This window comes from Mesorhizobium sp. WSM4830 (genome assembly GCF_055811495.1).
The window spans coordinates 540,717-563,632 of the sequence record NZ_JBVVQI010000001.1; the positions used below are offsets into that span (position 1 = coordinate 540,717).

Genomic DNA, 22,916 nt, shown 5'->3' on the forward strand with positions numbered 1-22,916 from the left:
GCTATTTGTGCCTTATGATCACGAGGGTGATGTCGTCGTGGATCTTCTGGACCCCGATATGGGCCATCAGATCGTCGATAATCCCGGTTTTGATGTCCTCGGCGCTGCTGCCGTGACGTTTTTGTGCGCTCTGACAGAGGCGATCGAACCCGAACAATTCTCTGTCTTGGGCTTCGGCCTCGGTCACACCGTCTGTGTGCAGCACGATCACGTCGCCGCTCCCGAACAGGATGTCACGCGTGGCAATGAACTTCGAGATGTCATTCTCCAAGCCAACCGGCAGACCCAGATCAATTGTATCGATACGTTCAACTTCCCCATCCGCGCGCAAGACGAGAACGTCCTCATGCTGGCCGGATAGCGTTACCCGCTCGTCCTCGAAGTCAAGAAAGGCCAACGAGAGATGCTTGCCGGTGTTCGTCCGCTCGATGTTCTTGTAGATTGCCCTGTTCAATCGATCGAGAAACTGGTGCGGATCCCCCTCGTTGGTCTCCTGCAGCGCACGTGCAACGGATTGGACCATCAGCATCAGCACGCCGCTCTCGAGACCATGACCGGTCACGTCGCCGATGCCGATCTTGACCCGTGGCCCGTTCTGCAGGACGTCGTAATAGTCGCCGCCGACCTCGTCGGCCGGCCGCATGTAGGCTGCGATCTCCAGCCCCGGAATCGCTTCTAGTTCGAATTGCTTCGGCAGGACCATCATCTGGATCTGTCTGGCGACCGCGAGTTCGGCACCAAGGCGAACGTTCTCGTCCTGCAGCTTTTCGTTGAGTGCGGAAATCTCCTGATTTGCGTCCCCAAGTTCCCTGGTTCGTTCGTCGACGAGTTGCTCGAGGTTTTCCGTGTGAAAGCTGATCTGCTCAGCCATGCGATTGAAAGCCACCCCTGCCGCTCCAACTTCGTCGCGCGTTGGGATGCTCACGCGGACTGAATAGTCTTTGGACTGGAGCCGCTGGGCGGCGCTGGCAAGCGCCCTGAGGCCCGCGGTGATCCGCTTCGAAATTCCGAGCACGGCGGCAAAAACAATCAGAAGCGAAACGACGATCGCGGCGATCTGAAAGAGCAGGATACGGTTGGTTGCGCGGGAAATACTCTTCTGCGCGGCGAACAGGGATGCATAGATCTCTCGTTCGGGAACGACGATCCCGACCGACATCATTTCGGACTTGATCGGTCCCGAACTCCACAGATTGGTCGGCTTCAATCTTTTGAGGACAACAATGTAGGGCACGCGTTCGCCCTTGTCGTCGAGCATGACATGCTGAATGACGCCGTCATTGTTCTGGTCGAGAGGCAGCGACGCGATAGCCGGCTGCGTACTTCCCCGCAGGGATCTCTCCAGGCCGGTGACGCCCTGGGTGCCCGCATCGCTCGATGAAGTCAGGCCGATGATTGCCTCGCCTGACGGATTGATCGCCACCACGTTGCCAGTCGACATTGTGAGAAAGCCGAACCCGGTCTCAGCGATCTTCACACGTTCGACGACTTCCGCGAGTTGATCGAGAGTGATGTCTGCTCCCGCCGTACCAGCGATACCGGTGCGATCGCGCGTCCACAGCGGGTGGAAAAAGCTGACGATTAGCTTTCCCGTGATCGCATCGGTGTACGGCGCTGTCTGGGTGATATCGTCAGGGACCGGACGCGAGGCTGGATCCTTGGCCCATTGCTGCCATGACCCGTAGATTCCCGGAAAGAAAAACTCCCAGAACTCCGCCTTGTTGTGGCCTGGATAGAGCCGGTCGAAGGTCTGTGCCTGGTCCGTATACGGTACGGTCCTGAAGATCGGCCGTTCCTTTGGACCAATATAGTACATTTGCAGTTTGGACGACCCGCTGGACATGAGCGTCGGCGCAACGAGGTCCAACACAGTGCTGTCTTCTATTTCCCGCTGAACGCTTGGCATTGGATTGTGGTCGGCGCCCAGCAGGTAGCCCCAGACGCTGACCACGGAAGGCGCTCCCGGCAGGTTCTGTGCCCAATCGCCCTGTGCGTCGTAGACGACCCTCACGGAGCCGGGCACCTCCTTCGACAGCGTGGCCCCGACCTGCTGTTGCCTGCTTGGATCGTCGATCTGGGCCTGCAGCACGCCCGCCAGGGCCTTGACGTCCCCATGGACTCGATCGAGCAGCAGGTCGACGCTTAACGCTGTCGATTCGGCATAGGAACGAATGTATTCTTGGTTTGCGGTCGTCAGGCCCTCACCGACTTCGGAAGTGGCGTCGCGCGACAGTTTTTGAACATTCCAAAGCGCCAGGCCACCGCTCAAGAGGAGATCGAACAGCACGGCGCCGCCAACGACCAATACGAATTTCGCTCGAAAGGAGCGCAGGCCGAATCGCGGTGTTAGCTCGTCATCGGCTTTCATTGCGGCCGTCGCCCCGATGCGACCCAGATCGGCCAACCCGCATAACCCTTGGGGTGGAGCGCAGCGAAAATGTGGTCCTGGAAGCCCTGCCGAAACCGTGCGACGAACTCCGGTCCATCGCCGCGTCTGGTCACCATCTCGCCCGCATAGACATCCGCCCAGGCCGCAATGACATCGGCGAAGTCCTGCGGATCCCCGTCCAGGTTAGTGACCATGAAGGTCTCCACACGGATGTCTTCGAATCCGGCTTCGATCAGGTATCGCCGGCTCTTGGGTCCAAGCTCGACGTCCATCTCGAAATGCCCGAAAAGCTTCGCTACCTCATTGTAGGTCCAACGAATGCTTTCGGCGCGGGGCTCGCCGAGGCAATGCGAGTTCTTCTCGTTGGTGATATAGACCCGACCGCCCGGCTTGCAGATGCGGTAGAGCTCCTTGAGAATGAGTTCAGGTCGATTGAAGATTTGAAGGGAATGTCGGCAGGTGACCAAGTCGAACTGCGCTTCGTCGAGCAGCATCTCCGAGGCATCGCCATAGGTATATTCGATGCCCCGGATGTCGAACTCCTGCATCACTCGTCGAGCATAGTTCAGGCTTGACATGGAGTGGTCGAGGGCGACGATCCGCGACGGCTGGAACTCCTTCTGCGCGAGCACGGCGAAATCACCGATCCCGCAACAGATGTCAGCCATGACGATCCCGGACCTCATGCCGTGTCGCGGCAAGATTGCGCGCTCGTGGCGCCAAGTCAACTTTGTCTGAGTGCGCAGGATGGGTACGAACCCGCCTTCCTCAAGGAAACCCTGCCCCGGATAGAATTCGGTGTCATACTCCTCGACCGTGATGTTCGGTTCGATTGCGCTCAGGCGACCGAATTTTCGCGAGGTCCATCCGACGACGCTTGATGTGATGACCACGAATTTGAGATCGGGTCGAGCGCGACAAGCGTCGATGATGATCCTCGAAAAGCTGTGAAACGCAGCGTTGTTCATCTGCGTCAGGCGCCTGACATTGACGTAGAGAACGCCGCGCACATGGCCGATCGCATCGCGGAGCAATGCTATGCTCGGCCCAAGCTCATCGATCCCCTGAGGCCGGACCACTCCCGAAATGGAGAACTCCTGGTTATTGGCGTCGTATTGCGCCTTGAAGCGCGGGAGAAGGTCGTAAGGGCTCAATGTTGCAAGCCCTCAAGCGGAAGGTCCACGACAAGCTTGATTGCATCGCCGTCGGCGTCCTCGAGCCACAGTGTCGCATTGTAGTCAACAGCCAATTCCAGGAGTACAACCTCGCGGCTCGGCGCGAGATCCCCAGACACCGAAGTGAGATACCGCTCTCTGGCCTCCATTCCTACGAACTGCGACACGGCTTCTTCGTAGAATTGGCGCTCCTCTGGCACACAAGGAAATGTTAACTCGATCCTGTCCGTCGCGCCATGGCGAGACACCCTGCATGCCAGTTCGCCGTCGGCATGGCGAGTACGAAAGGCGACTTCCAGCAATTCGTTGAAGGCAGAGGAAAAGAGATTTGAATGGTGGACCGAGTCTGACCTGTTCTGACTGATCATCCGGGCCACGTATGTCGAGACATAATCGCAATGCTTCCAAGCGGAGACAAACGCTTTGATTTCCATGTCGATCTGGATCATCGGCTCAAAAGTCGGCTCGCCAGCCAGGTCATGATGAACAGGTCCCATCGGCATCCTCACTTGTTCCATCAGTATTGAGCTCTCGCGGGGTGATGGCCTCCGCGATGAAAAATTTCTCCGCGCCCGCAATGAGTCAGTCTCGCACCGACTCGAAGAATTTCGCGGTATCTGCCTCGATCGTTCTACAAATCTCCGCCTCACCGTTAACGAAGGGCGCAAGGCGCTAGAGCGCTTGTTTTGATTCCTCCATCGCGCGTACCACCCTCAGCGGAGACCGCCTGATGAAACCGCTGATCGCCTCGGCTCCAAGCGGCTTTCCCAGGAAGTTGCCTTGCAGGCAATCGCAATTCTCCTTGATCAGCCACCGTGCCTGTGCCGCTGTCTCGACCCCCTCGGCAGTGACATTTATCCCGAGGCCGTGCGCCAGATTCATGATCGATCGCACGATCGTTTGGCTTTTGAGATCGGTCTCCAAGTCCGCAATAAAGTACTGATCTATCTTCAACGTATCGAAGGGAAAATTTTTTAGGTAGCTCAACGAAGAATAGTATGTTCCAAAATCGTCTAGCGATATTCTTATTCCCAAGACATTCAGCGTATTCAGTGTGTCTATATTGTCGATCGTCTTCTCAAGTAGAACCCTCTCGGTTATCTCAAGTTCAAGTCTGTCGGCTTCAATCCCAACTGCGTCGATGACCTGAGCGACGGTGTCCGTCAGCGAACCGCTAAGGAACTGAGCCGGCGACAGGTTCACTGCGACTGTCAGCGAGGAGGGCCACGTCAACGCCTGGCGACAGGCTTCCTCGAGCACCCATCGCCCAATCTCGTCCATCAGACCGTCAGCTTCGGCGATCGGTATGAACACGTTGGGTGGAATGATTCCGACCTCAGGGTGCCGCCACCGCAGCAGCGCTTCGAAACCGGTCACTGACGAGGGAGGTCGAATGAGCGGCTGATACTCCAGATAAAGCTCGCCGCGCTCCAGCGCGGTTCGAAGGCTGCGCCTGAGATTCTCGCGTTGCTCGAGCAAGAGCAGCATCGAACGGTTGAATGTTCGAGCGCAGCCGCGTCCATCTGTCTTGGCCGCGTAAAGAGCAATATCAGCGGCTTTCATCAACTGTTCGCCATCGGTCCCGTGCTCCGGCCCGAAAGCAATTCCGATACTCGAGCCGACGAACACGGGAATGCCGTTGATGAGGAACGGGTCCTTGAACGCGTCGACTAGAGATCCGGCGAGGCGTTCAGCCTCTGCTGGCTGCTCCTTTCCCAATTGGATGACAGCGAACTCATCGCCGGCATACCGGTAAGCGGATTCGCCGTCCTGCAGCGCGTCGCGGATACGACCCGCCGCGAGTTGAAGAAGAGTGTCGCCTGCTCCATGGCCGAGCGTGTCGTTGACCGCTTTGAAATCGTCAAGGTCGATTTGCAGAAGGGCGGCTTTCGGCTTTGATCCGCCGAGGGCCGCCATTGCCTGCTGCAGCCGCTCGCCGAATCGCCGCCGATTCTGCAGTCCGGTCAGCACGTCGTGCGTCGCCTGATGGAGCAGAACTACATGCTCTTGTTCCTGCGCTGCGCTCCGCCCGCCGTCCTCCCTTAATTCGATGATTCCCGCACCATTTGCCGTGGTGAACACAAAAACGGACCGGTGCGCTCCGCCCGATGATCGCGGCAAGTCGATGCTGGCCGGAGAGCCACCCTGGAACACACGAAGAAATTCGTCGCGATAGCTCGTATCGAGAAAACTCGGGTAGATCTCCCAGACGGCGGCGCCCGGCGCTACCGCGCCTCCGTACAAGCCTTTGAGCCTGGCCGCGTAGTGCGTCAGGCGAAAGTCACGGTCATAGAACGACAAAATTTCGGTCGTGTTCGCCAAAAGGTCTGCCAGAACGCCTTCGCCGACACTTGGAGCATCGCTCGATGAAAGCCCCTCACTCTCGGTGCCGACGCCTGAAGCCTCTGAGGGCAAGTACCACCTCCATAGGCGGTGCAGAATCGCGCCCCCCAGTCTAAAAATAGCATAACTGCCGAGCTTGGCAAACTTTCAAATCGCAGTCTTAATAAGAGTCGCCCGCAGGTTAGTTCCATGTATTCTCCGCCTTGATTGGCGGCAAATTATCGATAAAGATGAACCGTCCCAGTTCGTTAACAAATCGTGAATTGGCCAGAATCAGCTGTGTGATTGATGCGCAGTAGGCGCGACACGAAGATATTGTGGTTCATGAGGCGCCGTGACCTTCGCCACCGCGGGCAACCCCTCTTCTGAATCAGCCCAATCAGCTTCGCGATCCTGTAATCAGTTTCCGAGCGCCTTAAGCCAACCTTCGAAGGAAGAGGCCTCCTTGTCTCCGGCATGCGAAACAGAGTGGGCGGGGCGGGGCAATACCACAGTACTGCGGCCTTCGCGGGGGCTGTAGCCGAATTCCTTGCTGAATGCTCGGCTGAAATTAGCCGCTGAGCTAAACCCAAAGGCCTCAGCAATTTCAACAATGCGCCGGCTGTCCGCTGGATCGCTAAGCGCAACATGGGCTGCCATAAGGCGGCGACTTTGTATGTAGTGGAGAACGCCACCGCTCGGTTCGAACACCTGATAGAGACGAGAGCGCGATACGCCGAGCGCCCGGCAAATTGAATCCGGTGTGAGATGAGCTGCATCCAAATTGTTTTGGACGTATCGACGCGCTCGCTCCATTAGGGCGACACTTCTCAATTGTTCGGCGGCCGCAGCCTGTTCGGCCGGAGGCCCCAGGCAGGCAATGATCATGCTGCGTGTTGCGTGCACAATGCGGGGTAGATCGTCAGCGGTGAGACTGCGCAGCCTTGCTTCGATGCTGTTGACGTAGTCGACCAAGAGGTTGGCAAAGTTACCTGACAGAATTGAATTGTTCTTTGCATCGAGGGTTGACGCCGCATCAGAGAACAAATCACGCGGCAGATAGAGAACAAGACTTTCCGAGTCCGTTACCCTCCCGCGAAACGGATAGCCAAGTGATCTGATCTCCAACTTGCCCGGCTGGTTTTCCGCAACGAGGCGGTCGATCTCCGTCCACGACCGGCCGGTACGAGGCAAGACGATATACCAGTGATCGATCGAACTGGATCGGAGCTTCGCGGCGGAACGCATGAAGCTATGTGCCGGCGCGCGCTGTTGAATCATCAGCATGCCCCCGAGATGCCAAGCCGTGTGGTCGGCGGGAAAGCCATCGTTCAATGATTTGTCATCCGGCAACCTGACCTCGACAAGCGGCGCCATATGCGCTTGCCAAGCGGCGAACTGATCCTCTGGCGCCAGTTCCAGCGTCGAAAAGGACAGAGGTTCGAACGCCGGCGCGGGCGATGGAGCGTCTTCATTGTGGGATTGATCTTCGCGTGGCCAACGACGCCGATCACGGTCCCGCAGCTGCCCCGCGCGGACCTCGTCTTGCCGCTTAGTGTCCATCGCGTGGTGCCATATCCGAATCGGGTATGCCCATGCCCGTCTCAATCATGTGGTGTACCTCGGGCATCTGGCAAGACTGGTGAACTCGAGTCGAGTGAAACGGCGATCACGCTGGATTACGGCAAGAAATGCATTGCGAGATAAGTTTCTGGATGCGACGCCAACGACACTCTTCAACCTGGTGCGTATAGAATCGGGCATCGTGGAATATCAGTTGAGGAGACCACCAAAATGGCCACTAGGCTCAACAGCGAAACTCGTCGCAGGATAATTCTGGATGGATACGGTAACAACGAGCCGTTGAAAAACATTGCGGCAAAGGTCGGATGCTCACTGGCGAGTTTGAAAGTCACCGCCAGCAAACTCGGTTGCACCCGAACTCCGAAAGAGGCAGCCGAATTTCGGCGCGGATTTCACGTCCCGGAAAACAAGCGGCAGGATTACTATAGACTTATGATTACTGGACAATATAAAGCCCGTGAGTGTGCGCTTATGCTAGGATTAACAACGGAGCAATCAGGAACCAAGTAAATTGATTCCTATGCACTGCAGATGACATTGTCATTTAGACAGCCATCGCTTCAGCGGTTCATCAGCAAAAGCCCGCCGCAAGCACGGCAGCGGGCCCTGAAAGGTTCGCACAGATGCTGCGTCGGCATTTCAATCGCACCTGCCTCAGCCCTCATGACCTGGCTATTTGCGAACGCGTGTTCGATCAGGTCTGCGCGGATGAGCATCTCGACCCTTTGGACCCGGCTGCCGAAACCTTGACAGTAATGGTTGTGGCCATTTTTCGAAATGCTCATACCAGCGAGCGCGAACTGCTTGAGGCGGTCAAGTCTCGTCGGAAAAAGGCTGCGGGAAGGCGCGTCGCATGAATCCGTTCAGTCGCGACGCGCGGTTGCCAAAGACACCGGACTCGAAAACCGCCGCGGGCACGGGTTCACAGTGGTTTCAATACTACTCCCTCCAGTGGTTGCCTGGTGCAAGTCGCTTGATCGGTTCACGCCGTGCTGGCATCTGCGAACGGCTTTCGAGCGACCTGCCGAAGGATCCAGTGATCCGAGCGGATATCGCGACGAAGATTTCGAGAGAGACCGACGGCAAAATTGGGCCGGACCATACGGTGGTCGCGAAAGCCAAGCTGGACCACAACCTGTTTGAGGAACAGGACGAAGCTGACGCCTTCGATCGCGAACCATCTGTGGTTCCGTTGCTCCTGGTTCTTTATGTGCTTTCAATGTTGATCTTGGCCGGGTACGCGCTCGCTCGTGCGTATTTTCTATGACGCCCGCTCACCTCTAGTGCGCCATCTCAATTTCGAATTTGATCCTAGCGTGTAGCAAAACCTCGCCCGTCTCGGTGCGAACGATCATCGCAAAGCTGCGATCAGAACCGTCTGCCTTGTCTTTCACGATCGCCGCCAAGGCCTTTGCAGCCTCGACCTTGGCAGCTTCCACGTCTGGAAGATCGGTGCCTTGATCGTCCGGATATACGTCATTGGCATCCGCGAAGTCGAAGAAATATCGCGGCATTGCGTTGGTGCATCTGTTCGAGGATCAACTAAGACGAAGCGATTTTGCTGCTTCTGTAAGGCGGGCGCGATCGTTGCCGTAGGTCTTGATCAACTGCCGAACCTGGTCGGGCGTCAGGCCGTTTTGCCCGGCGAAGTATTCTACCTCATATTCTTCGTCCACCGATACGCGGTTGCGGTCTCGGAAATCCCGCTTGCCCCTGTCGTCAGCCATTCTGGTCCTCCTCTCGGATTCGGATCAACAGCAACGCCGGGAAGCAGCTTTCGTTGCCACACCCCTGGAATCACGTTCCGTTCACTGTGGCTAACATAGCTTTGTACCTAGTATTGACTGGGTGCGTAAAGTTGTAAGTGCCGGCGGCGGCCGCCTCGAGTTCATTCCGCCGAGGGTGCCCAAGCTGGTCTCAAAGCCGCGGGAGGGTGAGCACTGGATTCACGAGATCAAACCCGACGGCTTTCGAACGCAGATCGTCATAAACAGCCTCGACGACATTCGCGCCTCACGGGGAGCGGTGCGAACTGGACGAGCAAATATACCGGCCCCATCGAAGCCGCGCCATGATCCCTCGGCGCCTTTAACATCATGCATCTCGACGGCCACGATCTGCGCGACGTCGGCTGCAAGGCGCGCCGCATAAATCCTGTTCGGCATCATCAAGCCAAACAGCAGGATCCAGTTCAGCGAAGCCATCCCCGGAGATCCCAAGGTGATCTTCTATCTCGCCGACCAGGCGGGGCTCGAGGGGATCGTTTCCACGCGCGCCGAGGGAGCCCGGCAAGGCCGCATTCGCCTTGCTGGCGGAGCCAGGCGCCGGGAAGTATGTCGGTTCTTCATCAGTCTGGGGCTCGATGTGAAGGAACGGCTGTGGAAGCGGGTCCAAGAACATGCCGGGCCTCCTCCGGAGGGCGTCAAGAAGCGACCAGCGACGCAGTGGGTCAAGCCGGGAGAGGTCAAGCAGCGCGTCAAGTGCCTCCGCGGCGAGCATAAATATATACGCAGCGCTTCCTTGCAGAGATTCGACGATGAGAAGTAGCCCTATCGGGGCAGCCGGTCGACCGTTTCGATGATGGCTTTGGCTAGGGCCTCGGCCTGGTGGGTCAAACTCAGCCGTCAGAGTAATCGCGTTTTTCGTGGCCGGCTGGCGCGCATCATCGCGCGCGATAGCAAGGCTCAGTCACTCGCTACTTTATTGCTGGTGAATCGTTCTTCACCAAGCGGACTGCGGCCTCCACCAGACGCCGTTGCGTACGTATCCTGTTGGACAGCACGATATTCTGGGTCAACATTTCTTCTGTGCGTTCGAGCGCGAGCTCGGTCCGATTGATGCGCTCCCTGGCATCGGCCATCGCGCGTCCCTGGAGTTCCATCGCGTTCCTCATGATTTACTAACTCATGGCGGACCGTGTCGTTCCCTCATGCCTGTCGCACGGCATCGTCGGGCAAGCCAGGGCATTCGTGCCTCGACTCTTGGCATTTCCTTCTGTGTCATGTGTCGGTCGCCATCAGCTCCCGCGGGTCCATCGCGCTTCCAAGATGCAGTGGACTATCGCCTGAATGAGGCCAGCCAATTCTGGTCGATCTTTTCGGGCTTGCTGGACGGTCAGGTCGGCGAAGCGACCGATGGATTGATCGGCCGATCAAGATCCTTGCCTTTGTAGCGGCCTCGTTGTTGGTTTCAATCCGCCTCGCCTCGGAGCACAGCCATCTTTCTGCGCGAATTGGGCGTCCAGGCCGTGATGGTGTCCGCATCGACGGTGATCAGCGCCCCCGCTTTCAAGGTCACTGTCCGATCCACCTCGTCCACGCGCGCCACTTCGCCTGTTAGCTGTAACTCGTCACCCGGTTTGACCTTCTTCGGTGCTGGGATCGAATGCGGAAATCCGTAGGAGGGGATGCTGACGCTAGCTCTGCCGTCGTCGAGCAGCTTCAGGACCGTGACGGCAATTGCCACTCGTCGCCGACATTGATGTCCTCAATTTTCCAAGCCATGTCCATGAGTCTGGGGCGGCTTTGGCGGTCGTCAAGAGATCGCCAATTATGGAGAGGGTGCGAACTGCGCCCGACCTGCGCTTTGTTTCGGAACCGATTCGAACCAGCGATATTGAATCAAATTCGCAGTGTTTGGAGTGACGGGTGCATGCTTACCGAGCTTGGCGTTGGCCGGCTGTCGTTCATTGAATTTCAAATGCCCACGCTGGTCGATAAGCCACCTAAGGGAAGCGGATGGATTCACGAAATCAAGTATGATGGCTACCGCACACAGCTGATCATTCATTTGGGGCGGGTGCAGGCCTTCACACGAAACGGCTACGACTGGACCGACAGATACCTCCCGATCGTCCGCGCTGCGGCTGAGCTAAAAGCGAAGCTGGCAATCATCGATGGCGAAGCGACAGTGTTCGGCGCCACGGGGCGTCCGGATTTCCAGGCGCTACGCCGGGAACTTGGAAAGGCCGAGTCGATGACGCTGGTCTTCCACGCCTTCGACCTCCTCCACCTCAACGGCAAAGATCTGCGTGAGGCTCCGCTGCTCGAGCGCAAGGGGGCATTGCAACGTCTATTGAAAGACGCGCCCCCGGCGCTCGTCTATGTCGATCATGTGGAAGGCGACAGCCCAACTGTGTTCGCGCACGCGTGCGAAATGGGCCTTGAGGGTATTGTCTCCAAGCGTGCCGATTCCCCTTATCGCTCCGGCCGGCAGGAGAGCTGGCTCAAGCTCAAATGCGTCAAGAGCGACAATTTTCCGATCGTCGCCTTCGTCGAGAAGTTGGGTGCGCGGCCACGCAGGATTGCCTCGCTCTATCTCGGCCGTCGCAAGGGCAATCGCATCCACTACGCAGGCAAGGCGCAGAGTGGCTACAGCCTCACCGACGCACGCGAAGTGCGCGAACGGCTGGACCCACTGATCATCAGTAAATCTCCACTCGCCGAACCAATAGACAAGCCAAAGGCCACTTGGGTGCGGCCGGCAGTCGAGGCCGAAATCCAGTATAGCGGCATCACCGATGATGGGCTGCTGCGCGAAGCGGTGTTCAAAGGGCTGCGCGACGATGTGAGCCCGCCGGCCGGCGCGCCATTGATCCGCAAGACGCGGCCGCCCAATGAACCTTTCGGCGTCCCGCGCGAGAACATTCTGCAACTGCTGCCCGATGCGGTCGTGCCCTCGAAAGAGGATCTGATCGGCTATTGGAAGAAGGTGGCGAAGAAGGCGCTTGTCCATCTCGGCCGGCGCCCACTCAAGCTTGTTCGCCACTCGCACGGCACAACGTTCTATCACAAGGGCAAATTGCCCGAAATTCCGGAAGCCGTGCACCAACTCCGCATCCAGAAGCGCGAGGGAGGCGAAGGTGTGAGACTCTGGATCGATGATCTGGATGGCCTGCTTGGCTTGGTCGAAATAGGCACAGTGGAACTGCACCCTTGGAACGCAACTGTTGACGACATCGAGCATGCTGACCGCGTTGTCATAGATCTTGATCCTGGCCAAGGGGTCGAATGGGAGTTGGTCCTCGAGACCGCTCTAACGCTTCGAGACGTGCTGCGTTCGGAAGGACTCGATAGCTGGCCCAAGGTGACCGGCGGCAAAGGCGTGCATGTGATGGCGCCACTGCAGGCTGCGGTCACCCACGACGCCGCTCGGCAGTATGCTCGCAAGCTGGCGCAACAGTTGGTCAGCAAGCATCCCGATCGCTACCTTTTGTCGGCTGCGCCAGCCGCCCGCTCAAAGCGCATTTTTCTGGATTATCTCCGCAACGGGCGCGGCAACACGGCGGTAGGGGCCTATTCGCCACGGGCCCGCCCCGGCTTTCCGATAGCGGCTCCGGTTAGCTGGAATCAGCTTGAAAAGGGAATACTGCCCGATGCGTTCACACTACAAAGTCCTTTTGCCTGACGACACCGCATCTAGACTAAGAAAAGGCCACACTCTCTTGTTTCGCGTCTCCCTCCTCTTTAGCCTGATTACTTCGCTCTGAGGACGGGTATGAAGCAGAATCCGGAAGGCAGTCGGCGATCAGCCGCAGGAAACGCATTGGTCGTCGGGCTTTTGACCTTGAGCATATCCCTGGCAGCATGCACTGCGGCTTCGAGCAGCGAAAAGGCCGGCTGGCTCACCCAGCGCAGTGCCTCCAGGGTCACCAAAGCGATGGAGAAGAAGGGCTTAATGCCCGCGACCATCGACTGCCGATACAGCCACAACGGCCCGGTCAATTTATCGAAATTCACCTGGAAGCGTGCCGCCGCCACCTCGATTTGGCGCTGGTACGTTGGACCTCCCGACTATGTTGCGTCGAATGAGGTTCGGGCATGTGCAATCGGCCTTCATCGCGTGTTTTCGAAGAAGGTTCGGCACGCAGGTACGGGCCAAACAGTCCAATGTTCGATCTGGACGAACTAATCGTCTGCGCCGCCGCCCACGGAGCAAAGACGATGCCGGACTCCGGAGCAAGGTGGTCGCATGCTCCTTCAACAGATGTCTGAAACTAGCCCATAGCGGACAAATCTCGACAGTTTCCAGGCCCTTCCGGAAAATTCGAGACCGCATTGGGCAAGTCTTTGCACCTCCGGGTACGCCCTGCTGCTTTGGCTGCTACTTTTGCCTTGCGGATTTGGGAATTCGAGCTTTTCGGTTGTTTGCAATCATCCATTTTGGGGAACCGACGGATGCCGGCAAGCAAGGTCTTATGGGGTCAGGTCCTCACCGCCGTTTTGATTGTCGTCGTGATGACATGGGGGGCGACACAGTGGACAGCATGGCGGCTCGGCTTTCAAACCCAACTCGGTCCACCTTGGTTCGAACTGGCTGGACAGCCCATTTATCCGCCGCCAGCTTTTTTCTGGTGGTGGTTCTTCTACGACGCGTATGCGCCGAGAATCTTCTTCGAGGGCGCAGCGATTGCCGCGAGCGGCAGCCTCATGGCGATCGCCGCTGCGATCGGGATGTCGCTGTGGCGGGCGCGCGAGGCAAAGGACACCACGACCTATGGCTCGGCGCGCTGGGCGACGCGAGACGAAATCAGGGCCGCCGGCCTGATGGGTCAGGATGGGGTGGTGCTCGGCACGTTCGACCGACACTATCTGCGCCATGACGGTCCGGAACACGTGCTGTGTTTCGCACCGACCCGAAGCGGCAAGGGCGTTGGCTTGGTTCTGCCGTCACTGCTGACCTGGCCGGGTTCGGCAATCGTCCACGACATCAAAGGTGAAAACTGGGAATTGACGGCCGGATGGCGGGCCCGTTTCGGCCAGGTGCTTCTGTTTGATCCGACCAATGCTGGATCCGCAGCCTACAACCCTTTGCTGGAAGTGCGACGGGGTGAGTGGGAAGTTCGAGATGTGCAGAACGTGGCGGATGTCCTGGTCGACCCAGAAGGCACATTGGAACGACGCAACCACTGGGAGAAGACCAGCCATGCGCTGCTGGTAGGCGCCATACTGCACGTGCTCTATGCGGAGAAAGACAAGACCCTCGCTGGCGTGGCAAATTTCCTTTCCGATCCAGAGCGGCCAATCGAGACAACGCTGCGCGCCATGATGCTGACGCGGCATTTGGGCGATGCAGGCCCGCATCCCGTCGTGGCGTCGGCTGCACGGGAGCTGCTTAACAAGTCCGAGAACGAGCGCTCGGGCGTGCTCTCGACGGCCATGAGTTTTCTGGGCCTCTACCGGGATCCGGTTGTGGCCAAGGTGACGTCACGCTGTGATTGGCGGATCGCAGACCTCGTCGAGGGGACACGGCCGACGACGCTCTATCTGGTCGTGCCGCCGTCGGACATCAGTCGCACAAAGCCGCTGATCCGACTAGTGCTTAATCAGATCGGACGGCGACTGACGGAGGATCTCCACGCGAAGGACCACCGACAGCGTCTTTTGATGATGCTGGACGAGCTCCCGGCGCTCGGCAGGCTTGATTTCTTCGAAAGCGCGCTCGCCTTCATGGCCGGCTATGGCATCAAGTCGTTCCTGATCGCACAATCGCTCAATCAGATCGAAAAGGCCTACGGGCCGAACAATTCCATCCTCGATAATTGTCATGTGCGGGTGAGCTTCGCCACCAATGACGAGAGGACAGCCAAGCGCGTCTCAGACTCTCTGGGGACCGCGACCGAGTTGCGCGCCATGAAAAACTATGCGGGGCACAGATTGTCGCCCTGGCTCGGGCATCTGATGGTGTCGCGGCAGGAAACGGCGCGTGCACTGATGACGCCAGGCGAGATCATGCAGCTGCCGCCGACCGATGCGATCATCATGATCTCGGGCCAGTTCCCAATCCGTGCAAAGAAAGCACGCTACTTTGCCGACCCGCGTCTTGCCGAGCGCGTCTTGCCGCCACCAAGGAGCGCTGGGACCATGCAAAACGCTCGCTCTGACGACTGGACCGAAACGACACTCCTTGCTGAGCCGGAAAGCAAATCTCCGAAATTGAGCGCGGCCACGGGCGAGCAGGACGAGGATCCGGCCAATGGCGGCATTCGCCGTCAGCCCGAGCTTCCCGAACACGAAGACATCGCGCCGGAGCGAACGCCACGCTGCGACGATGAGTTCGACCTTGATCGTGACGAGCCCGACGATGAGGCCCTGCGTCGTCGCAGTGTCGATCAGGCTATGAGGCGCGCTGCACGCCAGGCCGCCCTTGACCCCAATGATGGCATTGAGCTTTGAGCGCATGAAGAACGCCAAGAAAAGACGTCTGTCTGCCTATCTCGACCCTGACGTAATGAGGGCACTGGCAGATTACGCGGGGCGGCGCGAGGTCTCGCTGTCACTGGTCGCCGAGGCTGCGCTCGCGTCGTTCCTGTCGCCGGACGCCGAAGAGCGAAAGCAAGCGGCGATAACTCGCCGCCTCGACCACATCGATCGACGCGTGCAGCGGGTCGAGCGCGACGTCGGAATTGCTATTGAGACGCTGGCACTGTTCGTTCGGTTTTGGCTCAACTCGACTCCAGCCTTGCCGGAATCGGCACAAGCCGAGGCGCGCGCCAAGGGTTTGCAGCGCTACGACAATTTCGTCGATGCGCTCGGTCGCCGGCTCAGCAAAGGACCAAGGCTCAGGCAGGAGATAGCCGACGATGTCCCGCCAGCGCCGCCATCAGCTGGATGAGCTGGCGGCAAGATCGGCGCTTCAACAGCCCAACCCCGGTGCCCGATTGCGGAGCTACTTTGCGCAGCTGATACCCATCAGAATCACCTTTTCATCGGAGCGGCGAGCTCGGCATCCGTCTCCACAGTCGATCTCGGCCAACAGGTGCGTTGCCGCTTGGAGTTCTTTCGACCGCGCATGCTGGGTTGAATTCGAGCCTTGCCGCCGGAGGAACAGGTTCTTGCCCGTGCCGTAAGCAAAAGTTGCAGATGGTAATCATTTTGGACTGCCTGGTGGCACGGCATCGCTGTCGAAACCGGACATCGGGCCTTTCCTTAGGCGCAATAACTTTGAAACAAATCCTGCCGGCAAGCGTTCCAGCATAGCGGGCGGGTTGCCGGAGGACCCAATGCCCGACGAATACAATGAGATCGTCATTCCTCAACACCACGACGCGTCGCCACTTCGGGAGGAGGAGTATTTCGTCGTCTGCCCGGCGTGCGGCCAAGCGTTCGATATCAGGTGTATGGCAGAGGCGCTTCATCACAACGAGCTGGGCCACGAGCCCTACGACCTCGACTCGTAGTCGGCAGTCACCGACGTTCGTCGACGAACGTCGACCCTGTTCGAGACCAACACCGAGGTAAGTTCTCGCTCATCTCGCCGGCGTTGCAGTCCGGTCGGCCTACAACGAATCCCGTCGCCAGGGCGGAGCCTCGCCGGCACGCTATGTGGTGACAGCTACTTTGCGGGTTTTCAGCGACGACCTGATTGCCGTTGCGGCGTTTTCGATGCGGCCCTGGCCGTGACCGAGCGGCGTGGCCGTCACTGACGGGGTCGTTAACCCAGGGGGACGCTTATTCTACCGCAGTATGTCGCCCAACTCCCTCGCGACGCTCCGAAGCAGACCTTTGCCGGCACCGGGGGCCGGAACGAGCATGTGATCTCCATAATGCGTACTAACCGGAGCCTATCGCGATTGAAACTGCTCATCGGGGAACAGTCGCTCGTTGCAGAGAAAGGTTACGATCGATCGCGGTGCCCGCGTGCCTTCACGCGAAGGCACATGCTACGCGTCTTGGACGGGCGAGCCGCCTGTTGCCGAGGGCGGACTGCAGGTGAAGCGCGCTTGCGATGGCCCGACTTGACTTGCTTCACCAGTAACCGGGAAGACGCCAGGGGGCGCGCTGCGCTGGACGCGTGCCCTAGTCATCGAGCTCCCATTTCTCCGTTCGACCGCTCCAGGTCCGGCTGGACAGCGCCGCACCGTTGTTCTGTTCAAAGGCCCTTGCATCTTCCCTGCGCCGACACCGGCCGTGCATCCGGAGCGTCAACCCGCTGAAGTCCGGTGGTGCTTTCTCAGCCGAGTAATCGCCGACTTGTCGACAGTGATCACCCCGCCGCAGTCAATCCGCACAGTGAGCTTGTTCGCCCCGCGATCGACGCGGGTGACGTCCCCAACAAGAACCACTCTGTCGCCGGCCCGAACTTTCGGTGGCGGATCAATCGCATAAGGATGGTCATACGAAGGAATGCTCACCCTGGCGCGCCCGCTAGGAAGAATCGCGATGACGATACCTGCCAGCGCCACCTCATCGCCGACCTCAAATTCGCGAGGCATGTTAACGTGCAGCATGGTCTTCCTCCCGATGCTTTCCTAATTCACGCTTTGCTAAATTAATGCCCGGCCAACCAGGTTGGTTGCTTGCAATCGACTTCGTACGGTTCCGCACAATTCCAAGCTGGTATGCACTCCCGGTTGGCCTCGGCTCGGCCTTGTGCGTCAAAAGTCTGCAGAAACCCTTTGATATTCAGGATGACCTTGGCGCGCCCGCCCAGTCATGTGTTAGCGGGGCGGCGGACTCGCTCTCGGCCGGCCATGGCTATAAACGCGGAGCGTGGAGCGGCATTGATCCTTCGCCTGCAGGTACGTGGTTCCGGTAAATTCGAGGAACGCCACGCGGGAAGCAGGAATCGTATGCTGTACCCAAACCGACGGCTCCCCGGAGCGGAAGTTGATCACCGGCCCACCGTTAGGCCCGGCCGGTCGTATTCCAAACGTCATAGAAGCCGGTCGATGGCTTACCTGCCACGCGGATTATCGGAGCCAGATCATCGACGCTGCTAGAACGATGACACAAGCCTTGCCCTTCTTCGCGCCAGGCTACGAGCGTTTTGGCGAGCGATCCTGAGCTCGGGCAGCGTTGGTTGCCACCAGCCTCGCTGCCGCTCCGTTAACCCGGCAGTGCGCCGAGCGGGCCATGTCCTAGTCAATTCAGCCAACGTCGCCGGACGCCATCTGCCCCAGACATGGTCGACGTTCGCCTCGATCAAATGCGGATAGAACGCTGCTAACTCCGAGGCGTCGACGAGTTCACCCGAAATCTCGGTGAAGACCACGATGCCGTATTGCTCCGTTGCCACGGGACGGGCAAGCCGGGGTAAATCGTCAGGGGGCAGTGGATAGCGACGTCGCCTGCGTTCGGCATACCGCAATCTGGCGGCTTTATGTTCCTCGGAGTCTTTGGACGCTTCCCGTCGCCGTTTTCTCTCCTCCGGTTCTGCGCGGCCTGCGGCCCTTTCGATGCTTGGCCAATGGCGCCTCAACTCCTCGTAGGAGCGGAAGGGCACCCTCCAGGCCCGCAGTTCGTCGTCCCAGCTCGCCCATGGAACGGCTCGTAGTTCCTCAAGGACCGTCCGCGAATATGGCGTGCGGATGCGCAGGTCCTCCGCCACTTCCAGATACCGGCTCGACAGGGGATCGAAGGCGAAGGCGTCCCGTCCTTTGCTGTCATCATGTGCTACTCGTAAATTCGCCTCTTGCGCAAGCCAGCGCTGGATGCGCCGCGCTGCAGTCTTTCCGGGGACGAACCAGCTTCTGCGCTCGTCGCTCCACCTGGCGCGCGGGAATGTCTGTCGAAACCGCTCAACCGTCGCGCGATCGTACGGAAAGCGCGCTTCGGCACCAGGAGCTGGCTGCGGTGCAGCAGGGGCGTCGGAGTTTTCCATCAGATTGCGAAGCACAGCACTGCTCGAAAACAACGCGGTGCAGCTCATTTGGGTCCAAGAACGCCAGAACGCATGAGGCGATCGGTGAAGCCGCTCGACGCGCCAGCGCGGCGAAACCTTCGCCGCGCTGGACCGTTTATACTGCACCAGCAGAGGTCCATTCATGCCCAGACGAGATGCAAAAAAACCAACGGCCAGACGGCCAACGAGCCCTCGTTCGCGCCCCCTGAAAGGCGAGGAGACGGAAGTAAACCACATCGTCGAAACGCAAAGTATATCGCCAGCCCAGGCGCGAGAGCTTGTGCGGCGCCACGGAAACGATTGGCGCAAGATCGATGAAGCCGCCAAGTCTTACAAGGACGACAGCTGAAGCACTTCGAGGCGGGGCAAGCGAGCTTTGTAACGACAATCCACGGGAGCAATCGAGCGGATCGGCTTGAGGGTGACCACCATCGGAACCTCGACGTAAACGGTTCGCCCTACGACTGCATACGAATTGGTTACGGCGGCTCACGGGCATGAAGGCATCCGCTCCCGGAGAGGCGACAGCGAGCGAACCCTCATATGCAGGCCGAGCGCAAGTTCGGCCCGGTGGCACAACTTCGCGCTTCCACCAGTGAAGGATCGCCGCCGCGCACTTGCCAACGGGTCTCGGCGCCGACGCGCCAGAAATGGAGTTCGAGGCGATTTTTGCCGAGGCGCATGTCGTTCAAGGTGAGTTCCTCGATCCAGTCGGGTAGCCTGGGATCAATGTACAGCTTGCCATTTGGAGCATCGGGCTGAAAGCCGATGATTGCCTGCAGAAGCGAAAAGCAGGATCCGGCCGCCCATGCCTGCGGAACGTTCGCTCCCTTATACTGCACGGGGAAAGTAGTAGGCGTCCGCGGCAATCCGGCGAACAGCTCTGGCATTCGATGTTGCATGAAGTAGATTGCGGCGGTGCTCACGTCGCGAGATAGGCGACAGGCTTCCGCGAAAAAGCCATAGCGCCGGAAGCCGAGCGCAATCAGACCGTTGTCATGCGGCCATACGGAGCCGCGTTGATAGGAATGTGGATTGTAGGCTGGGTGATCGGCCGAAAGCGTCCTGATCCCCCAACCGCTCCACATATCTGGCTTCATCAGCCTATGCACCACCCTGGCGGCTCGTTCGGGTGGGACTATTCCCGACCAAAGGCAGTGACCGGGGTTGGAAGCGACGCTCAGCACCGGCTTCTTGTCGCCATCCAACGCGAACGCGTAGAAGCCGGATGCCTCGTCCCAGAAGACCTGGTTGAATCGATCGAACAAGCTCTTGGCTTTGAGGCGAAGCTGCCCGGCACGACTGCCATCGCCTGTGGCATCGAAGATTTCAGCCATGCGCTGCCAAGCGTCATAGACATAGCCTTGCAATTCGCAAAGCGCCTTGGGTCCCTTCACCAGGGTGCCGTCGGGATAAACCAAGGCGTCACCGGCGTCTTTCCAGCTCTGGTTCTCGTACCCCGCAGCCGAGCGGGTTTCGTATTCCTGGAAACCGTCGCCGTCACGGTCCCCATACCGGTCAATCCAATCCAGGCACTTCTCGGCGGTTGCCATGTGCCGCTTGAGCAGGCTGGCGTCACCGGTGCAGCGCCAAGTGTTGTGGAGCACGATCAGATACAAAGGCGTGGCATCGGCCGTGCCGTAATAGGGCGTATGGGGGATCAAATTGAAATGGGCGAGTTCGCCAGTGCGAAGCTCATGCATTATCTTGCCCGGTTCCGCATCCCGGTAGTCGTCTCGTTCGGTGGCCTGAAATCGCCCTAAAACGTCCAAGGCGCCGCGCGAAAAATCTGGGTAGACCAGGGCATTCTGAAGCGAGACTATCAGGCTGTCGCGCCCGAACAGGCTTATGAACCAGGGTAGTCCGGCGGCCGGCACGTATTCTAGTTCGTCCGTGCCTTCGATCGGCAGCCGCAGCGCGGCCATGTCCTCGACCGCCTGATGGTAGAAGCGATGAAATTCGTCATTGGAACAGTTGAACTTCAATGCGCTGCCTTGCCATCCCGCGAGGCGTTTTGCAGCGTTCGACTCGAGGCATTTGTCAATGCAGGCTCGCGGTGCCCGATAGATTGTCTCGCCATTGCCAAAGTCGTAGAGAAGACAAGCATGCCATGTCGCGCCCGGTTCGAGCACGATGTCGAAGCTGATCCGGCCATTGGCATAGACGGGCTTTGTGGCCGTCCGGCGGACCTTGACAATGACGTCTCGCTTGAAGTCCCGATTTACGTAGGAGGTACGAAGGCTCGCCGCTCTGGACGACCATTCCGTGGTAATACGTCCGCGGCGGATGATTGCGTCGGCCTTGACTTCGAAAAGATCGGCAAAGTCGCTGCGCATGGCAACTTCCAAATTGAACCGCACTGGCTTTTGCCCGTGGTTTACGAGTTCAAAATCCTCATGCAGCCCACCATCCAAGGCGCGGCCGATTACCAGCCCCAGGCTGCCTGCTGGCACATGGTTCGTTTCGGTCGCGAACGCCTGATTGACCACATAGATCTTGGCGGCGAAGTAGGCGATGTTTCCGGAACTGAGGAGGTCCCATGGTTGCCCATTGGCATAGATCTGCCAGCTGGATATCAGGCGTGTGTCAGACGCATACAACCCGTTATACGTGGGCCAGGCGATCTGGCCATCCGGTTCGGTGACAAGGAAGCTGCGTCCCTGGTTGATCGCCAGACGCGGCGGTCCGACTGTGATCTCTAGTGTCATTTGTTCAACCGTCACCCGATCGATCACCATCCACGGGAACAGATTGAACGGCCGGTGTCGGCCGCCGCCGCGATCTTCGGCCACGAGACCTGACGTCTGCCTTGAACGCCTGGCCCCAGATCGTCACAAAATTACATCCGAGGTAGGTGATCCACCAGCCGGTCATCGATGAGCTCGAACAATCTGACCGGCTTCGAGCACATAGCCGCGAACAGAGGCGGACAAACCCGCCCCCTCCAGCAGAACTGTCAAGCCCGTCCTGGCGAGCACATCCTCCAGCCGAACCAGAAGCACGCGCGGCGAGCCTCACCTCATCCATCCCGAGCAGCTGGGCGAACCTGTGAGCCCACGGCCGTTGCGCACGTCTGCTGTTCGCCACCAGGATCGAGCCGGTGGTCTGCCATCCGCCAGCGCGCGGGCCGGAGAAAGATGGATGCTTCCTGGCGAGGCCCGGCGACGCTGCAATCTGGTCGTTGCGACGGCACGCGTCCATCCGGAGTTGTCTTCCACCGTCTTTCATCAAAATAGTCGCCGGCTTCAGGTGCTTGCGGGCGCCAACCTTCGAAGTGTCTTCCGCTCAAACTGGTGTATTCTCGGCGGCTGTCAACAAGGAGAACGGCTGGGTGCGCAACCCATTTTGCCCACATAAGATGAGGGTCAGCCCAAAGCCGCGCGCTCCCGTGGGGTGAGCAGAGAGGGGTTCCAGAACGTCGACCGCCGCCGGGGCGACGGCCCCACGCTGGTTGCATCCTCCACGGTGCAAACGACCGCTGCGGTTCTGAAAACCAGGCCAGTCCGATATCCCCCACCGAGCTAGACCCAAAGGCGTGAAGTCGCGCGACCCACAATGATGGACACCACATTGGCAGCACCGTCTGCACCAGACGGTTCGAATACTGCGGCACTTCAGGGACCAGGTGGCATGCGATGAAGATTCGGGGCCTGCGCAGGCAGCCCCAACGGCGCGGAGCGCGCTCGACCGCGCATGCTCTCATCGCGATCGAACCCAAGTGTGGCTGTTCCGGTGTTCATGATTGCTCGGTAGAGTGCCACATAATCGCTGCACATGCGCTCGACCGTGAACCGCTTCTCGAACGTCTGCCGCACTCGTGCGCG

General features: G+C 59.0%; 22 protein-coding genes and 1 pseudogene. 8 read left to right on the forward strand and 15 right to left on the reverse strand.

Annotated elements, in window-relative coordinates:
- Window position 1: 1 nt before the first annotated feature.
- The 5 genes from AC0L2Y_RS02735 to AC0L2Y_RS02755 all read right to left on the reverse strand — a co-directional run bounded on the left by AC0L2Y_RS02735 (window position 2) and on the right by AC0L2Y_RS02755 (window position 7,449).
- Entirely contained in the window at window positions 2-2,368 is a 2,367-nt protein-coding gene (locus tag AC0L2Y_RS02735; RefSeq protein WP_473553622.1) for a SpoIIE family protein phosphatase, read from the reverse strand.
- A complete protein-coding gene (locus tag AC0L2Y_RS02740) occupies window positions 2,365-3,543 on the reverse strand; it encodes a methyltransferase domain-containing protein (protein WP_473553623.1) in 1,179 nt (392 codons plus the stop codon). The genes AC0L2Y_RS02735 and AC0L2Y_RS02740 overlap by 4 nt, the downstream gene beginning before the upstream one ends.
- Entirely contained in the window at window positions 3,540-4,082 is a 543-nt protein-coding gene (locus AC0L2Y_RS02745) for a ubiquinone biosynthesis methyltransferase UbiE (protein WP_473553624.1), read from the reverse strand. The genes AC0L2Y_RS02740 and AC0L2Y_RS02745 overlap by 4 nt, the downstream gene beginning before the upstream one ends.
- Before the next feature lie 154 nt (window positions 4,083-4,236).
- On the reverse strand, window positions 4,237-5,886 hold the full coding sequence (locus AC0L2Y_RS02750; protein WP_473553698.1) for a putative bifunctional diguanylate cyclase/phosphodiesterase: 1,650 nt from the start codon (window positions 5,884-5,886) through the stop codon (window positions 4,237-4,239).
- A 420-nt stretch (window positions 5,887-6,306) separates the two neighbouring features.
- Window positions 6,307-7,449 carry a helix-turn-helix domain-containing protein gene (locus AC0L2Y_RS02755; protein ID WP_473553626.1) on the reverse strand — a complete coding sequence of 381 codons (1,143 nt, stop codon included), beginning with the start codon at window positions 7,447-7,449 and terminating at the stop codon, window positions 6,307-6,309.
- Window positions 7,450-7,680: 231 nt separating this feature from the next.
- Here AC0L2Y_RS02755 and AC0L2Y_RS02760 point away from each other — a divergent pair, with 231 nt between their 5' ends.
- The 3 genes from AC0L2Y_RS02760 (at window position 7,681) to AC0L2Y_RS02770 (ending at window position 8,737) form a co-directional block, all read left to right on the forward strand.
- The gene (locus AC0L2Y_RS02760) at window positions 7,681-7,980 is read left to right on the forward strand and encodes a hypothetical protein (RefSeq protein ID WP_473553628.1); all 300 of its coding nucleotides are present in this window, start codon (window positions 7,681-7,683) and stop codon (window positions 7,978-7,980) included.
- A gap of 113 nt (window positions 7,981-8,093) precedes the next feature.
- Window positions 8,094-8,327 carry a hypothetical protein gene (locus AC0L2Y_RS02765; protein WP_473553629.1) on the forward strand — a complete coding sequence of 78 codons (234 nt, stop codon included), beginning with the start codon at window positions 8,094-8,096 and terminating at the stop codon, window positions 8,325-8,327.
- The gene (locus AC0L2Y_RS02770; protein ID WP_473553631.1) at window positions 8,324-8,737 is read left to right on the forward strand and encodes a hypothetical protein; all 414 of its coding nucleotides are present in this window, start codon (window positions 8,324-8,326) and stop codon (window positions 8,735-8,737) included. Before AC0L2Y_RS02765 ends, AC0L2Y_RS02770 begins: the two co-directional genes overlap by 4 nt.
- A gap of 13 nt (window positions 8,738-8,750) precedes the next feature.
- On the opposite strand, the gene AC0L2Y_RS02775 is transcribed toward AC0L2Y_RS02770, so the two are convergent.
- The 3 genes from AC0L2Y_RS02775 to AC0L2Y_RS02785 all read right to left on the reverse strand — a co-directional run bounded on the left by AC0L2Y_RS02775 (window position 8,751) and on the right by AC0L2Y_RS02785 (window position 9,674).
- Window positions 8,751-8,984: a DUF6894 family protein gene (locus tag AC0L2Y_RS02775; RefSeq protein WP_292665332.1), complete on the reverse strand. Its 234-nt coding sequence runs from the start codon at window positions 8,982-8,984 to the stop codon at window positions 8,751-8,753.
- A gap of 24 nt (window positions 8,985-9,008) precedes the next feature.
- Entirely contained in the window at window positions 9,009-9,197 is a 189-nt protein-coding gene (locus tag AC0L2Y_RS02780) for a DUF3606 domain-containing protein (RefSeq protein ID WP_473553633.1), read from the reverse strand.
- Window positions 9,198-9,416: 219 nt separating this feature from the next.
- Window positions 9,417-9,674: a hypothetical protein gene (locus AC0L2Y_RS02785; RefSeq protein WP_473553635.1), complete on the reverse strand. Its 258-nt coding sequence runs from the start codon at window positions 9,672-9,674 to the stop codon at window positions 9,417-9,419.
- Window positions 9,675-9,690: 16 nt separating this feature from the next.
- On the opposite strand from AC0L2Y_RS02785, the gene AC0L2Y_RS02790 reads away from it, so the two are divergent.
- A complete protein-coding gene (locus AC0L2Y_RS02790; RefSeq protein ID WP_473553637.1) occupies window positions 9,691-10,017 on the forward strand; it encodes a hypothetical protein in 327 nt (108 codons plus the stop codon).
- Window positions 10,018-10,165: 148 nt separating this feature from the next.
- On the opposite strand, the gene AC0L2Y_RS02795 is transcribed toward AC0L2Y_RS02790, so the two are convergent.
- Window positions 10,166-10,351, reverse strand: coding sequence for a hypothetical protein (locus AC0L2Y_RS02795; protein ID WP_473553639.1), 186 nt, complete (start codon window positions 10,349-10,351; stop codon window positions 10,166-10,168).
- A 308-nt stretch (window positions 10,352-10,659) separates the two neighbouring features.
- Window positions 10,660-10,935: a hypothetical protein gene (locus tag AC0L2Y_RS02800; RefSeq protein WP_473553641.1), complete on the reverse strand. Its 276-nt coding sequence runs from the start codon at window positions 10,933-10,935 to the stop codon at window positions 10,660-10,662.
- Window positions 10,936-11,121: 186 nt separating this feature from the next.
- On the opposite strand from AC0L2Y_RS02800, the gene ligD reads away from it, so the two are divergent.
- A complete protein-coding gene (gene ligD / locus AC0L2Y_RS02805) occupies window positions 11,122-12,876 on the forward strand; it encodes a DNA ligase D (RefSeq protein ID WP_473553643.1) in 1,755 nt (584 codons plus the stop codon).
- A gap of 68 nt (window positions 12,877-12,944) precedes the next feature.
- Here ligD and AC0L2Y_RS02810 read toward each other — a convergent pair whose 3' ends face one another.
- A complete protein-coding gene (locus AC0L2Y_RS02810; protein ID WP_473553645.1) occupies window positions 12,945-13,229 on the reverse strand; it encodes a hypothetical protein in 285 nt (94 codons plus the stop codon).
- A 417-nt stretch (window positions 13,230-13,646) separates the two neighbouring features.
- On the opposite strand from AC0L2Y_RS02810, the gene AC0L2Y_RS02815 reads away from it, so the two are divergent.
- From AC0L2Y_RS02815 to AC0L2Y_RS02825, 3 genes are all read left to right on the forward strand, one after another.
- Window positions 13,647-15,644, forward strand: a complete 1,998-nt coding sequence (locus tag AC0L2Y_RS02815; protein WP_473553700.1) for a conjugal transfer protein TraG — start codon at window positions 13,647-13,649, stop codon at window positions 15,642-15,644.
- Window positions 15,628-16,083, forward strand: a complete 456-nt coding sequence (locus AC0L2Y_RS02820; protein WP_473553647.1) for a CopG family transcriptional regulator — start codon at window positions 15,628-15,630, stop codon at window positions 16,081-16,083. The genes AC0L2Y_RS02815 and AC0L2Y_RS02820 overlap by 17 nt, the downstream gene beginning before the upstream one ends.
- Before the next feature lie 388 nt (window positions 16,084-16,471).
- The gene (locus AC0L2Y_RS02825; RefSeq protein ID WP_473553648.1) at window positions 16,472-16,648 is read left to right on the forward strand and encodes a hypothetical protein; all 177 of its coding nucleotides are present in this window, start codon (window positions 16,472-16,474) and stop codon (window positions 16,646-16,648) included.
- 744 nt (window positions 16,649-17,392) lie between these two features.
- Here the strand turns inward: AC0L2Y_RS02825 and AC0L2Y_RS02830 are convergent.
- The 4 genes and pseudogenes from AC0L2Y_RS02830 to AC0L2Y_RS02845 all read right to left on the reverse strand — a co-directional run.
- A complete protein-coding gene (locus tag AC0L2Y_RS02830; RefSeq protein WP_473553650.1) occupies window positions 17,393-17,698 on the reverse strand; it encodes a hypothetical protein in 306 nt (101 codons plus the stop codon).
- Between the two features lie 488 nt (window positions 17,699-18,186).
- Window positions 18,187-19,071: a hypothetical protein gene (locus AC0L2Y_RS02835; RefSeq protein WP_473553701.1), complete on the reverse strand. Its 885-nt coding sequence runs from the start codon at window positions 19,069-19,071 to the stop codon at window positions 18,187-18,189.
- 560 nt (window positions 19,072-19,631) lie between these two features.
- Entirely contained in the window at window positions 19,632-21,884 is a 2,253-nt protein-coding gene (locus AC0L2Y_RS02840; RefSeq protein WP_473553652.1) for an amylo-alpha-1,6-glucosidase, read from the reverse strand.
- Window positions 21,885-22,706: 822 nt separating this feature from the next.
- Window positions 22,707-22,916, reverse strand: a pseudogene (locus tag AC0L2Y_RS02845) (hypothetical protein); the annotation flags it as partial.

Coding starts and splice junctions, on each gene's coding strand:
- AC0L2Y_RS02735 (WP_473553622.1), bottom strand. CDS start 2,368: ATGAAAGCCGATGACGAGCTAACACCGCGATTCGGCCTGCGCTCCTTT.
- AC0L2Y_RS02745 (WP_473553624.1), bottom strand. CDS start 4,082: ATGGAACAAGTGAGGATGCCGATGGGACCTGTTCATCATGACCTGGCT.
- AC0L2Y_RS02755 (WP_473553626.1), bottom strand. CDS start 7,449: ATGGACACTAAGCGGCAAGACGAGGTCCGCGCGGGGCAGCTGCGGGAC.
- AC0L2Y_RS02760 (WP_473553628.1), top strand. CDS start 7,681: ATGGCCACTAGGCTCAACAGCGAAACTCGTCGCAGGATAATTCTGGAT.
- AC0L2Y_RS02765 (WP_473553629.1), top strand. CDS start 8,094: ATGCTGCGTCGGCATTTCAATCGCACCTGCCTCAGCCCTCATGACCTG.
- AC0L2Y_RS02770 (WP_473553631.1), top strand. CDS start 8,324: ATGAATCCGTTCAGTCGCGACGCGCGGTTGCCAAAGACACCGGACTCG.
- AC0L2Y_RS02775 (WP_292665332.1), bottom strand. CDS start 8,984: ATGCCGCGATATTTCTTCGACTTCGCGGATGCCAATGACGTATATCCG.
- AC0L2Y_RS02780 (WP_473553633.1), bottom strand. CDS start 9,197: ATGGCTGACGACAGGGGCAAGCGGGATTTCCGAGACCGCAACCGCGTA.
- AC0L2Y_RS02785 (WP_473553635.1), bottom strand. CDS start 9,674: ATGGCTTCGCTGAACTGGATCCTGCTGTTTGGCTTGATGATGCCGAAC.
- AC0L2Y_RS02795 (WP_473553639.1), bottom strand. CDS start 10,351: ATGGAACTCCAGGGACGCGCGATGGCCGATGCCAGGGAGCGCATCAAT.
- ligD (WP_473553643.1), top strand. CDS start 11,122: ATGCTTACCGAGCTTGGCGTTGGCCGGCTGTCGTTCATTGAATTTCAA.
- AC0L2Y_RS02815 (WP_473553700.1), top strand. CDS start 13,647: ATGCCGGCAAGCAAGGTCTTATGGGGTCAGGTCCTCACCGCCGTTTTG.
- AC0L2Y_RS02820 (WP_473553647.1), top strand. CDS start 15,628: ATGGCATTGAGCTTTGAGCGCATGAAGAACGCCAAGAAAAGACGTCTG.
- AC0L2Y_RS02825 (WP_473553648.1), top strand. CDS start 16,472: ATGCCCGACGAATACAATGAGATCGTCATTCCTCAACACCACGACGCG.
- AC0L2Y_RS02830 (WP_473553650.1), bottom strand. CDS start 17,698: ATGCTGCACGTTAACATGCCTCGCGAATTTGAGGTCGGCGATGAGGTG.
- AC0L2Y_RS02835 (WP_473553701.1), bottom strand. CDS start 19,071: ATGGAAAACTCCGACGCCCCTGCTGCACCGCAGCCAGCTCCTGGTGCC.